We start from the raw sequence: 19,152 nt of genomic DNA on the forward strand, positions 1-19,152 counted from the left end.
TTATGATAGGTGAAGTGTTAGCGATAACTAAGGAATTTATCGAAGCATCGAAAGAGATTGCTGAAGCAACATCGGAGATCAGTAAAAATAGTGAAATAAGTACAGTGAAAGAAACACCTGTTACAGAAATTCAAACAAGGCGTTCAGATTTAGAAGGAAAAGAGCATCCGGAAACAGGTGTCCGCTATGAAAGGAAAGAAGTTGACTTAGGAAATGGCGAGGTTGTTGATGGGGTGTTTCCAGAGTTTGAATCAACATTTGATGCGAAACTAGACGAATTGCAGTATTTAGATTCAGATGGCCGCCAGTTTAGAGAAGCTACAAATCAACTTAAAGAGGCTATTGATGCTAATCCGGAGTTGGCAGAGAAATTTACACCCGAGCAACTTGAGCAGATTTCACGTGGACGTACACCTGACGGTTATGTATGGCATCACTCAGAGCAACCAGGCGTACTACAATTAGTTGATAAAGAGATTCATGATAGAACACCTCATACAGGCGGTCGAGCAATTTGGGGTGGCGGGCAAGAATTCCGTTAATACGTAATCTAGGAGGAAATAGTTATGGAATGGATTTTAAAGAAAGAATTAAAAGAAAAACAAAAAGTAGAAACATTCGAAAAGCTTTATAAAATAGGTTTTCCTCAAGAGTTTAAAGAACTAATTGAGCAACATCATGCTGCTCGTCCTGAACCATACCTTATTGATGCAGAAAATACAAAAGAAATCCCCGCAAAATCACTTCTGTCTTTTAATGAAAGCGATAAGCCGGAAGATATTTGGTCAAGTTATCAAGCAGTAAAGGAAAGGCTTCCGGTCAATGTAATCCCTTTTATGAGTGATGAGGGTGGCAACTATTTTTGTTTTGATCTGGATCCTTTAGAAAATGAAGCTCCGATTGTTTATTGGTCTCATGAAAACAGTAAAGTTGAGTATGTGGCAGACAATTTAGAACAATTTATAAAACGGTTTTATGGTTTTTAAGATTAAGAACTGACATTTTGACGCAGTCCTGGCTGCATTCATTATTTACAAACTGGTGAGCGAGACTTGGATAATATCATCTTAGATAAATTTTATGTTGCAGTCACAAGAGTAAGGTATAGCGTAGCTTTTATTTCAAATATCAAGAATATAACAATAAAAGGGATTCAAATGTATTGTAACAAATCAGAATAGCAATGTTTTTTAAAAAGGGAGAGAAATTGTTCTCTCTTTTTCAGTACCTAAAATTTATATGCTTTTGATTTACTTTTTTAATATTAGAAGCAGTATCTATTTCTTGTTGTAAATTTTGTGATTTTTTTGTTCTAAAACTCGTTCTTTTCTGAACAAGATCGTCAGGTTCTAAAAAAGGCGCTTTTTTAATGCTTTGTTTGTCACAAAATTCTGTTCATTATTCTATGTTCAATAACCTATTTGTTTTTAACTTATGGACCGCTGGTGATAAGATTTTGTGAAGGTGTGTGATACGTTTCAATCAGATTTCTGCGCATGTTTTTACCTGGTTGAATGATTGACTATGGAGAAACCTGAAGAGGAATCAAATTAACCATGAAGATATAAAAAAGCCGCGGAATCTCCGCAGCAATAGAAGAAGCTTGCCATATCAGCGTTTAGAGGGGACTTTGTTACACCGTTTTTGGTGCCGAAATGGTGCCATTCGAATTATTAGATACAATCTGGACTATTTGATATTTCGGCAAATCTCTCTATATTAACGTTCTTTAGATAAGTTAGGTGCTACCTTATCATATTTGAAATTAATTATGTAGCTTGTTTCGCTTTGACAGGGTAGAGGTCGCTGGTTCGAACCTCGTAGGAATAAGGAATCTAGCTGCTCCCTCGTATCTTTTTTAAGTTCTTTATTTAACCGCAAAAGACAAATGAAACCTCTTGAAAAAGCTGCCAAAATACGATAAAATTAGCGCCATAAAATAGTTTGTACTAAAGGCTTGAGCAGGTGTTTATCACAGTTGAGTCGTGATGGACGGTTACAGATGGTTAGTGCTATCCTGTAACACGCTCGAGCTCTTTTTATTTTTTAGATCATTTAATTGCCGGCGTTCGACAGCTTATTTCGACAGTTAATAATAAAAATTTTGGAGAGTTCATGTTATGGATGAAGAAATCGTAAAAGCCTATACGACAAGTGAAGTGGCTGCGATCGTAGGTATCTCCCAGAGTACTGTGCGAAATTATAGTCTCGCACTTGAGAAACATGGATACGTAATCGCGAAACCAAAGAAATCTCGTGTGTTTGTGGAGCAAGATGTTGCAACGTTAACGCAGATGAAAGAGCTGAGAGCCTCATCCAAATTACCGGTTAACGATATAGCCGGTATGCTGAGCGCACCCCCTTCTGTACCTTTAGGCGGAACGGCTGAAGTTGAAGTGCCAAACAACACCGCCGTGTCGAATGACGTATTGGCTGCTATAATGGACGAATTTATTGCTATCAAAAAAGAGAATGCAGAATTAAAAAAAGAAGTTAAACGTAATATGGATCATCTTAATGTGATCATATACGAAGTCCGACGAACAAGCAGCCTGTTGTTTAAAGCTATATCTGAACAGCCAGAACAAAAAAGAAGAGGGCTTTTTGGGAAAGTAAAGTGATATTGCCAAATTCTTTTGAGCCTGTTATAACAATACTTTCTACCTCAAACTGTTATTAATCATATGGATTATGTCACACTGACAGGGTAGAGGTCGCTGGTTTGAACCCAGTAGGAATCGTCAATGTTTAAAACCGTAAATCCTTGATGTATAAGGGTTTGCGTTTTTTTGATTCCAGGAGATTATTTTGGTTTTACAGAAATTTTAAAGTTAAAATAAACATGTAAGATCAGTTTGATAAAAAGTGCCCAAGCATGGTATAAGTGTAAAGGAAGCAGAGACATTTTGCTTTTTAATGTTGGGATAAGGTTGTCCAGGTATCCCTTTAATGAATGAGAGGATTTGAATTTGAATATGAAAGATAATTTTTGGCGTGAATTACCACGACCTTTTTTTATACTGGCACCAATGGAAGATGTGACAGATGTTGTTTTTCGTCATGTCGTAAGTGAAGCAGCTAGACCTGATGTGTTTTTTACGGAGTTTACAAACACGGAGAGCTATTGTCACCCGGAGGGGAAACATAGTGTGCGTGGGCGTTTGACTTTTACAGAGGATGAACAACCAATTGTAGCCCATATATGGGGAGATAAGCCTGAATATTTTCGGCAAATGAGTATTGGTATGGCGGAGCTCGGGTTTAAGGGTCTTGATATCAATATGGGCTGTCCTGTGCCTAATGTGACACAGAATGGGAAGGGAAGCGGCCTTATTCGCCGGCCGGAGGTTGCAGCAGAGCTAATACAAGCAGCAAAAGCAGGGGGATTGCCGGTAAGCGTAAAGACAAGACTTGGTTTCACGGATGTAGACGAGTGGCAGGGCTGGCTGACACACATCTTAAAACAAGACATTGTTAATCTTTCCATTCATCTGCGTACAAGAAAGGAAATGAGCAAAGTAGATGCTCACTGGGAGCTGATCCCGGAGATTAAAAAACTTCGTGACCAGGTGGCGCCAGATACACTTCTGACGATCAATGGGGATATCCCTGACCGTCAAACGGGCTTGAAGCTCGCTCAGCAATACGGTGTTGATGGGGTTATGATTGGACGCGGTATTTTCAGCAATCCATTTGCCTTTGAAAAGCAGCCGAAGGATCACAGCAGTAAAGAATTGCTTGATCTCTTAAGGCTGCATCTGGATCTTCATGATAAATATTCAGCATTAGAGCTGCGTCCGTACAAAGCTCTTCATCGCTTTTTTAAGATCTATGTGAAAGGATTTCGAGGGGCGAGTGAATTAAGAAATCAATTAATGAACACAGCGTCAACTGATGAAGCGCGTGCATTGCTCGATAACTTTGAGTCAAAAAATCTTGATGGAATAAGTGAAGCCGCCATTCAAAGTAAAAGCGAAGCAGGACGTTAAACGGATATGACCCCAAAAGGTCAGATTTTATACTAAGCAGATAATTGGCTAGTGTGAAGGCGGTATTGAACCGAATTCATTCCAGCCAATTTTTGCTTTATACGTTTGTTGCAATAGTAATCATCTTTCTGTACTATAAAGCCAGTCGCCATTTTGCCAGGATAGCGTTTGCTGTTTTAGATATAGGTTTAAGGAGACAGAAAATATCCACTCTGCCAACACGGCGGAGTGGATGTTTGAATGGCACTATATTTTTCTTCTTTCATATAAAGAGAAAGGCTTGCAGTCTCAGCGGTTGAGCGGCGAACAAAGAGACATTAAGTCTGAGGGAAGGAAACAGGCGTTATTCTGCCGCTTTTGTCGTAAAATAAACAGCAAACAGGGTGGCCGAGATAACAAATATTAAATCCCGTACTTCTGTGAAATTTTCAAAAACAAGCTTACTTCCGACTACAGAAACCGTGACTGCCATTGCATACAAGCAGAAAGGAACGGTTTTTTTCTTTTTTCTTCTTTTTTTCATCATACTCTCCTGCTTTTGGCACATTCATCCTTTAGTATACCAAACATATTTTCGTTTGTCTGCTGAAAAACAAATGTACGTTCCGTTTGTTCTTGTGCCGTCAAATATTTTCATACTGCTTCTGGGCTACTAATAAACCGGCTTAATGTATGCTTGATCTCCGTGATCATGTTTTTTCATTACCTCTCTGTTTACAACGAGAATAGATAAATTCTGCTGCCAGGGGCCATAATAATGGCACACTTTTTTAATTGAAAGCCTATTGAAGAGAAGAAGCAGCACCCTGATTTGAAAAAGTGCCAATGCTGTTCAGCCGAGTTTTTTGGAAATATACGTGATACCTATTCGGTCATAGTGATGTTGGACGCTAGTTTTGGTAAAGGGCGGTATCTGACTCTGGTTTTTATGTAGGATTGTTTTTGATTGTTATAGAGTCCAGGTAGTCAAAGGGCGCAAAGAGGTATATAATGGGCTTCTTATTTGTACCTATAAATGAAATACATAACAATAAATTAAAAATAAGCAGCAAATGGAGGATATTATATGAGATTTCCGCATGACTTTTTATTCGGAGCGGCTTCTGCTTCTTACCAGGTAGAAGGAGCATGGAATGAAGATGGTAAAGGAATAACAAATTGGGACGTCTTTTCGAAAATCCCGGGAAAAACATTTGAAGGCACAAACGGAGATGTAGCGATCGACCATTATCATCGCTACAAAGAAGATATTAAATTAATGGCAGAGATGGGACTTGAGTCGTATCGCTTTTCGGTTTCGTGGGCACGTATCTTGCCCACAGGCGACGGAGAAGTAAATGAAAAAGGTCTGGAGTTTTACAACAATGTCATCAATGAATGTTTAAAATACGGTATTGTCCCTTTTGTTACGCTGTACCACTGGGATCTGCCAAACACACTTGAGGAGGACGGAGGCTGGACGAACAAGCGGACAGCCGAGGCTTTCGTTAAGTATGCGGATATTTGTTTTCGTGCGTTCGGTGATCGTGTGAAACACTGGATTACATTCAATGAAACAGTTATGTTTTGCGGATTAGGCTACTTAAAGGGGGCGCATCCGCCTGGTATCCAGAATGATGAAAAAAAATACTTTCAAGCGACACATTACGTGTTTTATGCCCATGCAAAAGCGGTAGAGCTATATAAGCAGCTCAATCAATACGGTGAAATCGGCATTACACATGTATTCCTACCAGCTTATAGCGTAGATGGTCAGCAGGAAAATATCCTTGCTGCCCGGCATGCAAATGAGTATGAAACCTTCTGGTATTACGACCCGATTTTAAAAGGTGAATATCCATCTTATGTGGTAGAGCAGCTGCAGGAAAAAGGCTGGACACCAGGCTGGACAGAAGACGAGCTAGATACGTTAAAAAGAAATGCAGAGAAAAATGATTTTATCGGTCTTAATTATTATCAGCCTATCCGTGTAGAAAAAAATCACGAGGCTGTCTCTTCTATGGATCATTCTAGAGAAACATCTACCCTGGCTCCTGGTAACCCGTCATTTGATGGGTTTTATCGGACGGTGAAAATGGAAGATAAAACATATACAAAGTGGGGCTGGGAAATTTCCCCTCAAGGTTTTTTGGACGGGCTACATATGTTAAAAGATCGTTATGGTGATATTAAAATGTATGTAACAGAAAACGGTCTTGGGGACGAGGATCCGATCATTGACGGTGAAATCGTGGATGTTCCTCGTATTAAGTACATTGAGGAACATTTAAAAGTAATTAAACGTGCTATTGAAGAAGGCATTCATTTAAAAGGATATTACGCATGGTCTGTCATTGACCTGCTGAGCTGGCTAAATGGGTTTAAAAAGCAGTACGGATTTATTTACGTTGATCATCAGGACAATTTGAACCGAAAGAAAAAACTGTCGTTTCATTGGTACAAGCAAATCATTGAAACGAGAGGAGAAGAACTATAACAAAGGGCAAAGCCTATACAGTATGTTTAACGAACGGAACGATTTTTGAGTTGTCTCAGTCTATTTTTCATTATCAGAAAGCAAAAATTTTAAATCGAATCAACTTTAGATAAAATAAGATGGAACCGGTTAAAACGCAAGGTTTTAACCGGTTTTTTTATGCTTACGCCCCAAAATAGACTGCACTTATTTTGATGTATTCCCCACTTTAAAAAAAATCCTGTTTATATTGAATTTTGATGGGTAAAGAACAAGTTAAAGATAAGTGCAGCAGCGTGATGTGTATGGCGATGGCAGCAACTAGTACTTAATTTTTATAACAGGAGGGTACTATGGAGAAAGCTAAGAAAAAATTTGTCACCCCGACAGAAGCTATCAAAGCGGTAAATGAAGGAGCCATTGTTCGAGTTGAAGGAAAGGATGGCTATTCAGAAATTCAAAAAACAAAAAAGAAATATGCCTTTACCGTCACTGCCAATGATAAACCGCCGCTTACTTATTATGGGGACATGCGAAATCTGAAAAAAACGGTGAATGGGCCGGATTGCCGGGAGGCTCTTTACCTCTTAGAAGTCAACTAATCAAAGAAGGCTTCTTTACTAGGACCGGATTCAGGCGAAAGCCCGCCATCAATAGATCCTTGTTTATAACATTTTTTAATAAGGCAGCCATTTATCTGGCTGTCTTTTTTGTGTGTTATGATAGTCAATACAAATGGCGGTTTACATTATAATAGAATCCTACATATTTAATCAAAGTTGTGATATTTATGAGAGATATGATGTTAAACATTATTGAGATTTATCTTGGCATTGGTATTTTCGTTGTTATGGTTATAAGACCGAAAGAAGTTTTTTTTCAATTTTTCTGTGTGTTTCTCTGGCTTCCGTTTCTCCTTTATTTTGTAGGGTTAATAATCATAGAAGCAGTTGAGAAAATGTGGAATAAGGTGTTGTCACGGGCGGCAATAGATTAGCTGAGTTGTATTGATGGTCTTCATTCTTTCGCTGCAAATTTATTATATGTGGAAAGGCGGAAAGCTATTGGATAAAAAATGTGAAGAAAAATGGGACTATATACAAAATACATTGAAAGCAAAGATTCATTTGGAAAATACGTTTCAGTTAGATGAAATCCGTTTAGTGGCGGGAGTAGATCTGGCTTACTGGTCTGATCAGAAGGCGAATTACGGTGTGTGCTGTATACAAGTATTGGATTATACCTCGAAGAAAGTCATTGAACAAGCTGAGTATGCAGGGGAAGTTGAAGTTCCTTATATATCCGGTTATCTGGCGTTTCGGGAACTCCCATTTATTTTAAAAGCAGCTGAGAAGTTAAAAACAAGTCCGGACCTTTATATGTTTGACGGAAATGGTTACTTGCATAGTCGGCATATGGGCATTGCAACACAAGCCTCATTTGATTTAGGGAAACCAACAATCGGAATTGCCAAAACTTATTTGAAGATAGGTAATAATACCGACTTTACGATGCCGGAAAATAAAGCAGGCGCATATACCGATATTGTAATCGACGGAGAAGTATATGGACGTGCATTGAGAACAAGAACAGATGTGAAGCCGGTCTTTGTCTCAGGCGGAAATTGGATAGACTTACATACAGCGGTGAAGATAACCATGCATTTTGTGGAAAAGGAAAGCCGTCTGCCTGTTACAACAAGATATGCCGATTTAGCCACACACGAAGCCAGAAGAAGATATCAGAAATGAACAAAATTGAAACTTTGATCGCTCATTCTTTCCGATGAAAAAGCCGAGGGATAAGAGGTGGATAGAAAATACAAAACAACGATATTCTACTGTAAAAGATCACTTTTTAGTGGTCTTTTTTATTTCTTTGAAGAACGGGGGCACCCTGTTTGCCCTATAAGAAGAGAAAATGCTGAGTTTAGATAGATTAACGAGTCACGGTGAGGCCGGCTAATCTCACATGAAAGAAACTAGGCAAGCAGCCATTTTAAGAAAATCACTGCTTCCGGCTGTTGATAAACGCTCACTTTCAGCGTCACAGCCGGTCGCGTTTCTTGAAAGCCAAACGTTTTCAATCAGCGTGCTTTCTAACTTTGTCTACACGCTCAAACAGCCATTTTATGAAAAATGGCTGTTTGCTTGTATAAAGAACTGTGACTGCTGGTAATTATAGGTTACTTTTGAAAAGTTAAATGGCTGGCCATTGGTTAAATGAAAAATACTTTCCACTAAAAGTTTAGGGGCACCGTTTTCCAACCCTAGATATGCTGCTTCTTCCTCGCTTAGCTTATCCATATGCAGGTATATATCGGAAAAGCCAACCTTTAACCCCAGGCCTTCTTTGATATAGTTAAAGATCGATTCAGTTACAATTTCATTATTCAAATAAGGAACGATAGATTTATTGTAGTAGGATTCTTCTAAGCATAGCGTCTGCTCTTGAATATACCGGACCCGTTTAACATAATACACTTCATCATCCAGGCTGATGTTTAAATTGTGGGCCGCTTCCTGTGTAGGTTTTCTTACTTCTAGCTCAATCACTTCAGACGTAATTTTGTAATCCTCTAAATCCTTTTTAAACCCCTGATTAGACAGGAGGCTAATATAGCCTTTTCTTTTGTGCCTTCTTACAAAAATGCCGCTGCCTCTAACTTGAAAAACCACTCCTTTTTTTTCTAACAGATCCAACGATTTTGTAATGGTGCTTTTACTTACTTCAAAATGGGTCATTAATGTTTCTAATACAGGCAGTTTATCTCCCTGCTGGAGCGCATTCTCTTCAATGTATTTCTCAATTTCCTCCGCGATTTGCTGGTATTTTAACATAGTCCGTCCTCGTTTATATATTGGTGTTATTTACTTTATTTATAACAGTATTATAGCATAAACTCACTAACAACCCTCATTTTAAATTATTTATAAACAATTTTTTTGTTTAGGTATTGATTAATTATACCGGTACAATTATAATGAAAGCGTATTAACAAAACAAAACGCATTTAAAGGAGGGTTTCAAATGTCCGGAAAAGTGAGAGATTATTCTCAGCTTGCAAAAGATATTTTAGAAGCAGTTGGCGGAGAAGAAAATGTGATTGGAGCGACACGCTGTGCGACGCGGCTAAGACTCGTGCTGAAGCGGTCAGATCCAAAAGCAAAAGATAAAGTAGCCTCTATGCCAGGCGTTATTACCGTAGTGGAAAACGGCGGCCAGTTTCAGGTTGTGATTGGCCAGCACGTAGGAGAAGTGTACGAGAAGTTCGCTGGATTGGTAAATCTGCAGACAACCGATGATGTACAAAATGAAAACAAAGGCACGGTTGTAAACCGCATTATTGCGACCATGTCGGCCGTGTTCGCGCCATTTATCTACGTTTTGGCCGCAGCGGGTATTTTGCAGGGTGCGCTCATCATTATAAATTTATTGTTTCCCAGCTTTGCCGAAACAGGGACTTATCAAGTATTTAGCTTTATTTCATGGGCACCATTTACGTTCCTGCCGATTTTTATCGCGATTACAGCAGCCAATCATTTTAAAACCAATTTGTATATTGCCGTTGCCTGCTGTGCGGCATTGGTAAGCCCAACCTGGGCAGAAATCGCAGCTCAAATCTCAGAAGGAAACGGCATGGATTTCTTAGGGCTTGCATTATCACCAACGACTTATACGTCGTCTGTACTGCCGCCGCTGTTTTTAGTATGGATTTTGTCTTATCTTGAAAGATTTTTAAACAAAAACATCAACGAAGTTGTCCGGCCGCTTCTTGTTCCATTCTTATCTTTAGTGATTATGGTACCGCTGACAATTCTATTGATCGGCCCTGTTACAACAGCGGGTGCGACTGGAATTGCGAATGGATACAACTTCTTAGCTGAAAATGTACCGGCTCTAGCAGGCGCCATCATCGGCGGATTCTGGCAGGTGATCGTGATCTTCGGCGTTCATTGGGGCATTACGCCAATGGTACTGGCAAACTATGATTTATACGGCCGTGATTCGTTCCAGGCATACCAAACGATCGCCGTTATTGCACAGGTTGGTGCAGTACTGGGTGTCATCTTAAAAGCAAAAAGCCAGGAAACACGCAAAGTCAGCATTTCAGCTGGTGTAACAGGGCTATTTGGTATTACAGAGCCAGCCATTTACGGGGTAACATTACGATTTAAAAAGCCTTTTATTTTCGGATGTATTTCCGGTGCAATCGGTGCGGTTGCCGCAAGTTTCTTTAATCCCTATTACTTTGCTTATGCAGGACTTCCAGGACCGCTTACGCTTGTAAACGGAATCAATTCAGAGTACCCAATGTCTATCTGGGGGATTTTACTCGGTGCTGCAATTGCGATCGTACTTCCGATCGTATTGGTTCAAATCTTTGGCTACGGTGAAGATACAGCCAAGCAAGCAGACAATGCACCTGCAGCTGAAGGTGGACAACAAGAAGCTGCCGCACTATCAACGAATCCTGATAACAATGAAGAAGCCATATACGCTCCGTTTAACGGCAAAGTGATTCCGCTTTCTGAAGTGCCGGATGAAGTGTTCAGCTCAGGCGCAATGGGAGAGGGGCTGGCGATTGAGCCAACAGACAACAAGCTACATGCTCCATTTGATGGAACGGTCGTGATGGTAGCCCCAACGAAGCATGCAATCGGTCTTCGTTCAGAATCAGGAGTGGAATTGCTTGTCCACATTGGACTTGATACGGTTAACTTAAATGGGGAGCCGTTTGCGCTGAAGGTAGCTGATGGTGACAAATTCAAAAAAGGTGATACCTTAATTGAATTTGACCAAGACTTCATTCACAGCAAAGGACTGACAACGATCACACCGATTATCATTACAAACTCAAGTGCGTATCAAGAAGTAATTGTTGAAAAAATTCAAACAAGTACATTAAGTGACAGACTGCTTACGGTCGTAAAATAAGGAGGAAAAACAATGACAAACATGCCAAAAGACTTTTTATGGGGCGGCGCATTAGCCGCCCACCAATTCGAAGGTGGATGGGATCAAGGCGGTAAAGGACCAAGTGTCGTTGATGTAATGACAGCAGGTGCGCATGGAGTGCCAAGAAAAATTACCGATACGATTGAAGAAAATGAGTTTTACCCAAACCATGAAGCAATTGATTTCTACAATCGCTACAAAGAAGATGTTGCCCTTTTTGCGGAGATGGGATTGAAATGCCTGCGCACGTCAATCGGCTGGAGCCGTATTTTCCCAAAAGGCGATGAAGCGGAGCCAAACGAAGAAGGGCTGCAATTTTACGATGATCTATTTGATGAACTCCTAAAGCATGGCATTGAACCGGTTATTACACTGTCTCACTTTGAAATGCCGCTTCATCTGGCACGGGAATATGGCGGATTCAGAAGCCGGAAAGTGGTTGAGTTCTTTGCCAAGTTTGCAGAAGTATGCTTTAAGCGTTATAAAAACAAAGTAAAATACTGGATGACGTTTAACGAAATTAACAATAAAATGGATGTCCGTAACCCGTTATTCTTGTGGACAAACTCCGGCGTGGTGGTTAAAGAAGGCGAAAATGCAAAAGAAGTCATGTATCAGGCCGGGCATCATGAGCTGGTTGCCAGCGCACTGGCGGTCGTAAAAGGGAAAGAAATTAACCCGGAATTCCAAATCGGCGCAATGGTGTCTCACGTACCGATTTATCCTTACTCATCTAATCCAGAAGACGTAATGCTGGCGGAAGAAGAAATGAGACAGCGTTATTTCTTCGCGGATGTACAAGTTCGCGGCTATTACCCAAGCTATGCACTAAAAGAATTTGAAAGAGAAGGCTACAGCATTCCACTCCAAGACGGGGATGAAGAAATTCTACGTAACGGTAAAGTCGATTACCTGGGCTTCAGTTATTACATGTCTACAACGGTTAAAAGTGATGTGGAACAGGATAATGCAGGAGATATCGTAAACGGCGGGCTGCCGAATGGCGTAGAAAATCCGTATATCAAATCAAGCGACTGGGGCTGGGCTATTGACCCAACGGGACTGCGCTACACATTGAATCGTTTCTATGACCGTTATCAAGTTCCGCTCTTTATCGTCGAAAATGGATTTGGTGCGATTGATACAGTAGAAGAAGATGGATCGATTCATGACACACAAAGAATCGATTATTTGAAATCACATATCGAAGCATTAGAAAAAGCCGTCACATACGATGGCGTTGACTTGATGGGCTACACACCATGGGGAATTATCGATATTGTGTCTTTCACAACAGGTGAAATGAAGAAGCGTTACGGCATGATTTATGTAGATCGTGATAATGAAGGAAACGGTTCAATGCAACGTTTCAAGAAAGATTCATTTGAATGGTACAAAAATGTCATTGCGACAAACGGCAAACAGTTAGAACCTGTAAACCAGGTAAAAAAATAATGGCCAGGAAAAGAGATGAATGATGAGTCTTTTCACAATCATTGGTATTTTAGGCGCCAGCCTGACCACTTTATCTTTCTTGCCTCAAACGCTTAAAACACTCAAAGAAAAAAATACAGAAGGCATTTCCCTTCTGATGTACAGTATGTTTGCGGCGGGACTGGCTCTTTGGGTTGTGTACGGGATTTTTACGAACGATCTGCCAATTATACTGGCCAATTCGATTACCCTGTTTTTTGCGCTAATTATTCTTGGATTAAAAGTAAAGTATAATTAATAAAAAGAAAGCTGGACAAAAGTCCAGCTTTCTTTAGTGTGTAGACAAAATCTTTCTTGATCAAAAAAAGAGCCGATAAGTGAAGCCTGCCGGACTTCGCACACCTTAGGGCAGTGCTGGATCTCCCGACTCACTGTACTTCCCGCAGGAGTCTACGTCCGGCAGGCTTTACTAAGTGGTATTGAAGATCAATCAGCCCGGGATTGGATACACATTTCCTCTTTTAAAAAATACGACCTTATTCGTTCTGTATAATCTTGTTGACATCGATTTATCCTATTCATGTGACAGTTATCAACCATTTGTTTACAGTCTGAAGAAAGCTGGACAAACACCAGCTTCCTTTATCATTTTCAAAGATTCATTCCACATTTCAACCTTGTCAAGCAGGGCATTTTAAGACATCTCATGTATTTCTTTTACACGCTTATCGCTAGGGAGAAGCCAGGTTAGCATGCCGAGTATCGGTAAAAAGCTGCAAAACAGCATGACGAATTGAAGGCTGTATACGTCAGCTAGCTTTCCAAAAACCACGGCACCGAGAGCTCCCATGCCAAAAGCAAGGCCCACAATTAATCCTGAAACAAGACCAATTTTGCCGGGGAGCAGTTCTTGCGCATAAACAACTGTGACACTAAAGCTTGATTGGATAATAAAGCCGATCAAAATCAGCAGTGGCGCAATGAATGCAATAGGTGCGTAGGGTAATAACAGGGTAAACGGCACCGCGCCGAGCATAGAAAAAAGCAAAATATTTCGTTTCCCGAAACGATCGGCTAACGGGCCTCCAAAAAATGTGCCAAACACGCCCATACCCATAAATAAAAATACATACAGCTGTGCACTTTTTATTGATAAATCGAATTTCTCAATTGCGTAAAACTGAAAAAAGTTTAAAATGCCTGCACCATACCATGAGCGAGCGAACACTAGAAAAATAAGAAGGCTAATGGCAAAAACAATTTCCCTGTTCATTTTAAGAGATCCAGAAGTTTGCTTCTTTTTTATTTGCTTGCGCAGGGCGATTTCTCCCTTGTACCACCTGGAAACGCTGTATAAAATAAAAACACCAAACCCCGCTAACAGAACAAACCAGATTGTCCCAAACTGACCAAGCCCGATAAAGATAAATGCGGTAAACAGCGGTGCCATGGACTGGCCTGTATTGCCGCCCACCTGATAAATCGATTGTGCCAGACCTCTTTTTTGACCGGCAGCCATATACGCTACACGAGAGCCTTCAGGATGAAAAATAGCTGACCCAAATCCAATAAACAGCACAGAAGCGATAACGAAATAAAAGTTTGGTGCGACTGCCAAACCAACCATGCCGATCATACTTAAGCACATAGAGATGGGCAGCAGAAAGGGAGAAGGACGTTTATCCGCGACTATTCCAAACACTGGCTGCATAATAGATGAGGTCATATTAAGTGCAAAAGCGATCCAGCCGATTTGTGTGTAGTTTAAATTCATCGACTTTTCAAGAATCGGAAAAAGTGCCGGTACAACAGACTGCATACAATCATTTAAAAAATGCCCTAAACTAATGATAAAGAGAATACGGTACATGGTAACGGGCTGTACTTGCTGTGGTTTTGCTGCTGTGTGCATATGTATTCCTTCCTTTCACATAAAAATGACTTTAGGAGCAAGTAACGCTTGAGTATTGGCTGGACTTTAGCATAATGATGGCTCTCCGGGCAAACTATAAAAAAGAGCATTTAAATTTTATCACAGGGAAGTGTGAGTAAGTAAAAATATTAAAAATTATCTGGTTTTTGAAGACGCTGATAAAGCGGCTAAGAGTAAACAAAAGCGAAAGCAGCAACGAAAACAATTCAGTAGAATATGAGAAATCGGAAAAAGGGATGGGCAGAATGATGAATCGTTTTTAACGTTTCAAAACCTGGTCAAAACTCTAACGATCAATATATGATAAAATAACAGCAATAAGAAAAAATCCAGCGAAGACAGAGGGATAAAGAGAAAATGAAAAAACGATCAAGCATAAATGTACTAAAGGAAGCAGCCCGACTATGACAAAACAAGTAATCGTATATTCAATGGATGACTGTGTGGAGTGCGAATTTGTAAAGCGTGTGCTGACTGAAGAAAAAGTGCCGTTTGAAGTAAGAGATGTACGAGCAAGTGAGAAGTACCAGCAGGAAGTAGAAGGTTTCGGCTTTTTAGGCGTACCGGTGACCGTATGGGAAAACCGGGCTATCAAGGGTTTTACACCAGAATTGCAGGGAATTATAGATAGTGCCAAAAATGGTTAACAACTAGATGGTAGTAGAAAGCCCGGCTTATGAGAACAGGCGGGACTTTCTACTGAAGTTTGAAAAAATCTTTTACTGCTCTTTTTTCATCCGCTCTCGAAGGCCGGCTGAAACGCCAGTGCCGCGCTCCATCGGTTCATGAAGGGAGCCCGAGCTTGGAGGGGCAGGGGGAGCATCCTGAATCACTTTATTTAAATACCTGGCATTCAGTGTTTCAGTCAGCTCCGGCATAAGGTTGCTTGAAACCGAAGAGCCTTTTGTTTTCACACCCACTTCGACGCTTTCCTGCGGATTATCAAGTAAATCGACAATGGCATCTACCACATTTTCGGCATCGTCCATCGGCTTCATTTGCGCTCTATGCCCGGAGTAGTTCCCAGCATGATCAAACCAGGGTGTATCGGTCGCCCATGGATGGACCATACATACATGGATGTCCTCATAGTTTTCGAGTTCCATTTCCTGATACAGACCCGCACTCAGGCCGGACACAGCATATTTTGTTGCCGTATAGGCTGTGTAGTACGGAAAAGCGATTTTACTTGCGATGGAGCCCATGTTAATCAGCGTGCCGGATTTTTGCTTTTTAAATTGGCGCAGGGCATAATGGCTCCCGTACATCGTGCCGAGTATATTCGTTTGCACAATACGCTGCAAGTCCTTGGTTGGAAGTTCTGTATAAGGGCCAATTAATCCGACGCCGGCCATGTTCATCCAGACATCAATACGGCCAAACTTCTCCATAGCCGTATCGAACAGTTTCTTTACATCTTCTTCTTTTCCGATATCCATCCCGACAGCTGCTGCATTCGGACCGCATTCTTCCGCTAATTCTTCAAGAAGCTGCACACGGCGGGCACCCAGTACAAGGTTTGCCCCTTCGGAAGCAAGTCTGCGTGCAGTTCCCCTTCCAAGTCCGCTCGAAGCGCCAGCTATGACAACCGTTAATCCATTGCGAGATTTCTTATCTGCCATATTCCATTCCTCCCTATATGTTTGAACCTCAATAGTTTTCGTTACCCGTTTAGTATTCAAACTAACATAACGATCAACCACGTTTTTGCCGTAACCTGCTTTATTCAAGCAGAAGAGAAGAGAGAAGGAAGCATACGCAGGTATTTAGATGGCATTGGAAGAAACAAGCTTCTTAGGAGGAGAAACCGGCTGAGTAAATCCTTCACCGAATACTTCCGTTGCCTCACATAAAATAATAAAAGCATGCGGATCAACATGTTGAACCAGAGCTTTTAATGTCGCGATTTTTGAAGGAGCCAGCACTGTCACCATCACGATTCTTTCGTTATTGGTGTAGCCGCCTGATCCAGAGAGCTTTGTTAATCCTCGATCTAATTCCGTTAAAATGGATTCGCTGATCTGCTTCTCAAATTCCATTGAAGAAATAATGTAAGCCACTTTAGAGTTTTTCTGTTGAACTCGCACTGCATAATCCATCGTTAACCGGGTGACAAATGCGCCGACTAATGCATACAATGCTTTCTCCGGAGAAAAAACGATGCCTCCTGCAATCATAACCGCTGCATCCATCACCAAAATGGATGTGCTGTGTTTAATTGCTTTTTTCTGGTGGAGAATTTGCGCAATCAGGGTAAACCCGCCTGTGTTTCCTTCTGCCCGAAAAACGACAGCCAGGCCAAACCCTACCCCTAATCCGCCGTAGATAGCGGCAAGCAGCGGGTCATGTGTAAGCGGAGGAATTTCTTTTGTGACATAAACGAAAAAAGGAATGAAAAGAGAACCGATAATATTCTTTAAGATGGTATGGACGCCTAAAAAACAGCTGCCGCCGATCAGCAGCACCAGTGTGGCTGCCCACAGAATAATAGCTGACGAAAGATGAAATATATCACCTAAAACAAGAGAGGCGCCGGTTAATCCGCCAGAAGCAATCTGGTTCGGACTTTGCAGTAAATTAAAACATAGGGCAATGATAAAAGTACCCAGGACTAAAAATAAATATTGCTTGATTTGATACAATGTAATTCGTCTCCTTTCACTCCGGTCATTATAGGGATAAATTCATTTTCATGCAATAAACTGCATAACCGCTTTACTGTTTTGCCTCTTTGACGCTTTTTTGCTTTACCGAGTTAAATATGAAGAGCAGAACTTTGAACAAAAAATTAGCGCCACATTCCCCTTCAAAATCTCCGATTTAGTGGGGGTTAGGCGCTAAGGTCTTTATTCTTATTGTTCTTCTTTCTTTTTATTATACCGATTGCCACTCCCTACTTATCATCGTTTACACTGATTCTCTTTTCGTTTTACAATTGATTTCCATTTTGATACGTTCTACCTATCATAAGGATTCGAAAATGGAAAGAAGGGTTTGATCATGAAAGTTGCGAAGTCGCTGCAGCACAAAATTATAAACCAGACTGACATCTTCAATGCTACGCTGGATATTTACAATGATGCTTTGGCTTATGTGATTGAGGTCATTAACAAAGAATTTAATGATACTGAACGACTAACAACAAAGTCGATTGTGCCTGCAGTAGAAAAACTGATTCACGCAACCAAATCAAACCCTCTTCCGAAATATAAAGAATTTAACGAGCGTTTTTACAAGTTTCCTTCTTACTTCCGCAGAAGTGCCATTGCTTCTGCTTTTGGCAAAGTAAAAAGCTTCCGCTCCAACTATCAAAATTGGGAAAAAGAGCAGAAATACGCTCTTTCCGAAGGAAAAAAATTCAGGAAACAGCCTCCCCGCCTGCAGGCGGAGCATAAAGAATTTCCTGTTTTTTATCGAGGGAACATGTTCAACAGAACATCTGATACGACTGCACAAATCAAGGTGTTCCATCAGAATGACTGGGTATGGACAGATATCGAATGTAAAGGGCAGAACCTTTATAAACGAGGTGTCTGGGAATGGAAAGAGAACAACCCTAAGCTGATTAAACGTGGAAAGAAATTCTTCCTTTCCATCAGCTATGAACATAAAGTTACTTTAAACAAGACGCCTATTAACAAGCAAAAAGTGTGTGCAGTAGACCTTGGACTAACGAATTCTGCGGTTTGTTCCGTTATCGATGCAAAAGGCACTGTCTTAGGCCGGACATTTATTAACCAGCCTAAAGAAAAAGACCGGATGCAGACGTTAACGAACAAGCTGCGGAAAGCCCAGCGGGCAAGCGGCCGCATTCAGGCGCCGAACTTTTGGCGGCAGATCAATGGGTACCAGCAGCATATTGTCCGCCACACAAGCCATGAAATAATAAAATTTGCGGCCAAGCATGGCTGTGACGTCATCGTATTCGAATACCTGGGCAGAATGAAAACTTCAAAGGGATTCTATGGAGCCAGAAAACTTCGCTTCAAGCTTCACGGGTGGCGGAAAACAGGCATCCAGAACAAAGTGGAAGAAATGGCGCACTGCCTCGGCATGCGCATTTCCCGAGTCAATCCACTAAACACGAGCGCTCTGGCGTTCGATGGTTCTGGAAAAGTGGAACGGAATCCGAAAAAAGACCTTGCCACGTTTTCAACGGGCAAAGTCTATCATGCGGATTTATCCGCTTCTTATAATATCGGGGCCCGTTGTTTCATTCGGGCTTTTCAAAAATCCATTTCGGAAACGAAATGGTTGTCTCTTCAGGCAAAAGTTCCTGATCTGGCAATAAGGACATCGCAGACCTTGTCTTCGTTCATTAGTCTCCATCATGCACTCGAGCTTCCGCAGGAAGCTTAACCAGCTGATGTTGTACTGTATTC

The 19,152-nt window shown here is 41.0% G+C and carries 17 protein-coding genes and 1 pseudogene; 13 read left to right on the forward strand and 5 right to left on the reverse strand.

Annotation, left to right across the window (positions count from 1 at the left end; all coding sequences use genetic code 11):
- The first annotated feature begins 2 nt into the window (after nucleotides 1–2).
- The 4 genes from VP97_RS00745 (at nucleotide 3) to VP97_RS00760 (ending at nucleotide 3,989) form a co-directional block, all read left to right on the forward strand.
- Nucleotides 3–542 carry an HNH endonuclease gene (locus VP97_RS00745; protein WP_050179702.1) on the forward strand — a complete coding sequence of 180 codons (540 nt, stop codon included), beginning with the start codon at nucleotides 3–5 and terminating at the stop codon, nucleotides 540–542.
- Nucleotides 543–566: 24 nt separating this feature from the next.
- A complete protein-coding gene (locus VP97_RS00750) occupies nucleotides 567–986 on the forward strand; it encodes an SMI1/KNR4 family protein (RefSeq protein ID WP_050179703.1) in 420 nt (139 codons plus the stop codon).
- Nucleotides 987–2,120: 1,134 nt separating this feature from the next.
- Entirely contained in the window at nucleotides 2,121–2,621 is a 501-nt protein-coding gene (locus VP97_RS00755) for a helix-turn-helix domain-containing protein (RefSeq protein WP_050179704.1), read from the forward strand.
- Between the two features lie 354 nt (nucleotides 2,622–2,975).
- Nucleotides 2,976–3,989, forward strand: a complete 1,014-nt coding sequence (locus VP97_RS00760; protein WP_050179718.1) for a tRNA dihydrouridine synthase — start codon at nucleotides 2,976–2,978, stop codon at nucleotides 3,987–3,989.
- 343 nt (nucleotides 3,990–4,332) lie between these two features.
- Here the strand turns inward: VP97_RS00760 and VP97_RS00765 are convergent, their stop codons facing one another.
- Nucleotides 4,333–4,512 (reverse strand): hypothetical protein, encoded by a 180-nt coding sequence (locus VP97_RS00765; protein WP_050179705.1) that lies wholly within the window; start codon nucleotides 4,510–4,512, stop codon nucleotides 4,333–4,335.
- Nucleotides 4,513–5,055: 543 nt separating this feature from the next.
- On the opposite strand from VP97_RS00765, the gene VP97_RS00770 reads away from it, so the two are divergent.
- The 4 genes and pseudogenes from VP97_RS00770 to VP97_RS00785 all read left to right on the forward strand — a co-directional run bounded on the left by VP97_RS00770 (nucleotide 5,056) and on the right by VP97_RS00785 (nucleotide 8,195).
- Nucleotides 5,056–6,465, forward strand: a complete 1,410-nt coding sequence (locus VP97_RS00770) for a glycoside hydrolase family 1 protein (protein ID WP_050179706.1) — start codon at nucleotides 5,056–5,058, stop codon at nucleotides 6,463–6,465.
- A gap of 17 nt (nucleotides 6,466–6,482) precedes the next feature.
- Nucleotides 6,483–6,578 (forward strand): annotated as a pseudogene (locus VP97_RS23070) (GntR family transcriptional regulator); the annotation flags it as partial.
- 219 nt (nucleotides 6,579–6,797) lie between these two features.
- Nucleotides 6,798–7,046, forward strand: coding sequence for a hypothetical protein (locus VP97_RS00775; protein WP_050179707.1), 249 nt, complete (start codon nucleotides 6,798–6,800; stop codon nucleotides 7,044–7,046).
- 462 nt (nucleotides 7,047–7,508) lie between these two features.
- Nucleotides 7,509–8,195: an endonuclease V gene (locus tag VP97_RS00785; RefSeq protein WP_245629801.1), complete on the forward strand. Its 687-nt coding sequence runs from the start codon at nucleotides 7,509–7,511 to the stop codon at nucleotides 8,193–8,195.
- 378 nt (nucleotides 8,196–8,573) lie between these two features.
- Here VP97_RS00785 and VP97_RS00790 read toward each other — a convergent pair whose 3' ends face one another.
- Nucleotides 8,574–9,284 (reverse strand): GntR family transcriptional regulator, encoded by a 711-nt coding sequence (locus VP97_RS00790; RefSeq protein ID WP_050179709.1) that lies wholly within the window; start codon nucleotides 9,282–9,284, stop codon nucleotides 8,574–8,576.
- 190 nt (nucleotides 9,285–9,474) lie between these two features.
- Here VP97_RS00790 and VP97_RS00795 point away from each other — a divergent pair, with 190 nt between their 5' ends.
- From VP97_RS00795 to VP97_RS00805, 3 genes are read left to right on the forward strand one after another with little or no spacing between them, the layout of a single operon-like run.
- A complete protein-coding gene (locus tag VP97_RS00795; protein ID WP_050179710.1) occupies nucleotides 9,475–11,382 on the forward strand; it encodes a beta-glucoside-specific PTS transporter subunit IIABC in 1,908 nt (635 codons plus the stop codon).
- Nucleotides 11,383–11,394: 12 nt separating this feature from the next.
- The gene (gene bglA / locus VP97_RS00800; protein ID WP_050179711.1) at nucleotides 11,395–12,858 is read left to right on the forward strand and encodes a 6-phospho-beta-glucosidase BglA; all 1,464 of its coding nucleotides are present in this window, start codon (nucleotides 11,395–11,397) and stop codon (nucleotides 12,856–12,858) included.
- 19 nt (nucleotides 12,859–12,877) lie between these two features.
- Entirely contained in the window at nucleotides 12,878–13,135 is a 258-nt protein-coding gene (locus tag VP97_RS00805) for a SemiSWEET transporter (protein ID WP_245629802.1), read from the forward strand.
- A gap of 396 nt (nucleotides 13,136–13,531) precedes the next feature.
- Here VP97_RS00805 and VP97_RS00815 read toward each other — a convergent pair whose 3' ends face one another.
- Complete coding sequence (locus VP97_RS00815) at nucleotides 13,532–14,749, reverse strand: MFS transporter (RefSeq protein ID WP_050179713.1); 1,218 nt, start codon at nucleotides 14,747–14,749, stop codon at nucleotides 13,532–13,534.
- 425 nt (nucleotides 14,750–15,174) lie between these two features.
- Here VP97_RS00815 and VP97_RS00820 point away from each other — a divergent pair, with 425 nt between their 5' ends.
- Nucleotides 15,175–15,417: a glutaredoxin family protein gene (locus tag VP97_RS00820; RefSeq protein ID WP_050179714.1), complete on the forward strand. Its 243-nt coding sequence runs from the start codon at nucleotides 15,175–15,177 to the stop codon at nucleotides 15,415–15,417.
- 72 nt (nucleotides 15,418–15,489) lie between these two features.
- Here VP97_RS00820 and VP97_RS00825 read toward each other — a convergent pair whose 3' ends face one another.
- Together VP97_RS00825 and VP97_RS00830 are read right to left on the reverse strand one after the other, a co-directional pair.
- Complete coding sequence (locus VP97_RS00825) at nucleotides 15,490–16,392, reverse strand: SDR family NAD(P)-dependent oxidoreductase (RefSeq protein WP_050179715.1); 903 nt, start codon at nucleotides 16,390–16,392, stop codon at nucleotides 15,490–15,492.
- A gap of 144 nt (nucleotides 16,393–16,536) precedes the next feature.
- Nucleotides 16,537–17,412 (reverse strand): YitT family protein, encoded by an 876-nt coding sequence (locus tag VP97_RS00830; protein ID WP_050179716.1) that lies wholly within the window; start codon nucleotides 17,410–17,412, stop codon nucleotides 16,537–16,539.
- 358 nt (nucleotides 17,413–17,770) lie between these two features.
- Here VP97_RS00830 and VP97_RS00835 point away from each other — a divergent pair, with 358 nt between their 5' ends.
- Nucleotides 17,771–19,129 carry an RNA-guided endonuclease TnpB family protein gene (locus tag VP97_RS00835; RefSeq protein WP_050179717.1) on the forward strand — a complete coding sequence of 453 codons (1,359 nt, stop codon included), beginning with the start codon at nucleotides 17,771–17,773 and terminating at the stop codon, nucleotides 19,127–19,129.
- Nucleotides 19,130–19,152: the final 23 nt, after the last annotated feature.

Origin of the sequence: Domibacillus robiginosus (assembly GCF_000966195.1) — a bacterium.
GTDB lineage: Bacteria > Bacillota > Bacilli > Bacillales > Domibacillaceae > Domibacillus > Domibacillus robiginosus.

Bases quoted from the DNA above. Each gene is read 5' to 3' on its own strand.
- VP97_RS00745 (WP_050179702.1), top strand. From the start codon at position 3: ATGATAGGTGAAGTGTTAGCGATAACTAAGGAATTTATCGAAGCATCG.
- VP97_RS00750 (WP_050179703.1), top strand. From the start codon at position 567: ATGGAATGGATTTTAAAGAAAGAATTAAAAGAAAAACAAAAAGTAGAA.
- VP97_RS00755 (WP_050179704.1), top strand. From the start codon at position 2,121: ATGGATGAAGAAATCGTAAAAGCCTATACGACAAGTGAAGTGGCTGCG.
- VP97_RS00760 (WP_050179718.1), top strand. From the start codon at position 2,976: ATGAAAGATAATTTTTGGCGTGAATTACCACGACCTTTTTTTATACTG.
- VP97_RS00765 (WP_050179705.1), bottom strand. From the start codon at position 4,512: ATGAAAAAAAGAAGAAAAAAGAAAAAAACCGTTCCTTTCTGCTTGTAT.
- VP97_RS00770 (WP_050179706.1), top strand. From the start codon at position 5,056: ATGAGATTTCCGCATGACTTTTTATTCGGAGCGGCTTCTGCTTCTTAC.
- VP97_RS00775 (WP_050179707.1), top strand. From the start codon at position 6,798: ATGGAGAAAGCTAAGAAAAAATTTGTCACCCCGACAGAAGCTATCAAA.
- VP97_RS00790 (WP_050179709.1), bottom strand. From the start codon at position 9,284: ATGTTAAAATACCAGCAAATCGCGGAGGAAATTGAGAAATACATTGAA.
- VP97_RS00795 (WP_050179710.1), top strand. From the start codon at position 9,475: ATGTCCGGAAAAGTGAGAGATTATTCTCAGCTTGCAAAAGATATTTTA.
- bglA (WP_050179711.1), top strand. From the start codon at position 11,395: ATGACAAACATGCCAAAAGACTTTTTATGGGGCGGCGCATTAGCCGCC.
- VP97_RS00805 (WP_245629802.1), top strand. From the start codon at position 12,878: ATGATGAGTCTTTTCACAATCATTGGTATTTTAGGCGCCAGCCTGACC.
- VP97_RS00815 (WP_050179713.1), bottom strand. From the start codon at position 14,749: ATGCACACAGCAGCAAAACCACAGCAAGTACAGCCCGTTACCATGTAC.
- VP97_RS00820 (WP_050179714.1), top strand. From the start codon at position 15,175: ATGACAAAACAAGTAATCGTATATTCAATGGATGACTGTGTGGAGTGC.
- VP97_RS00825 (WP_050179715.1), bottom strand. From the start codon at position 16,392: ATGGCAGATAAGAAATCTCGCAATGGATTAACGGTTGTCATAGCTGGC.
- VP97_RS00835 (WP_050179717.1), top strand. From the start codon at position 17,771: ATGAAAGTTGCGAAGTCGCTGCAGCACAAAATTATAAACCAGACTGAC.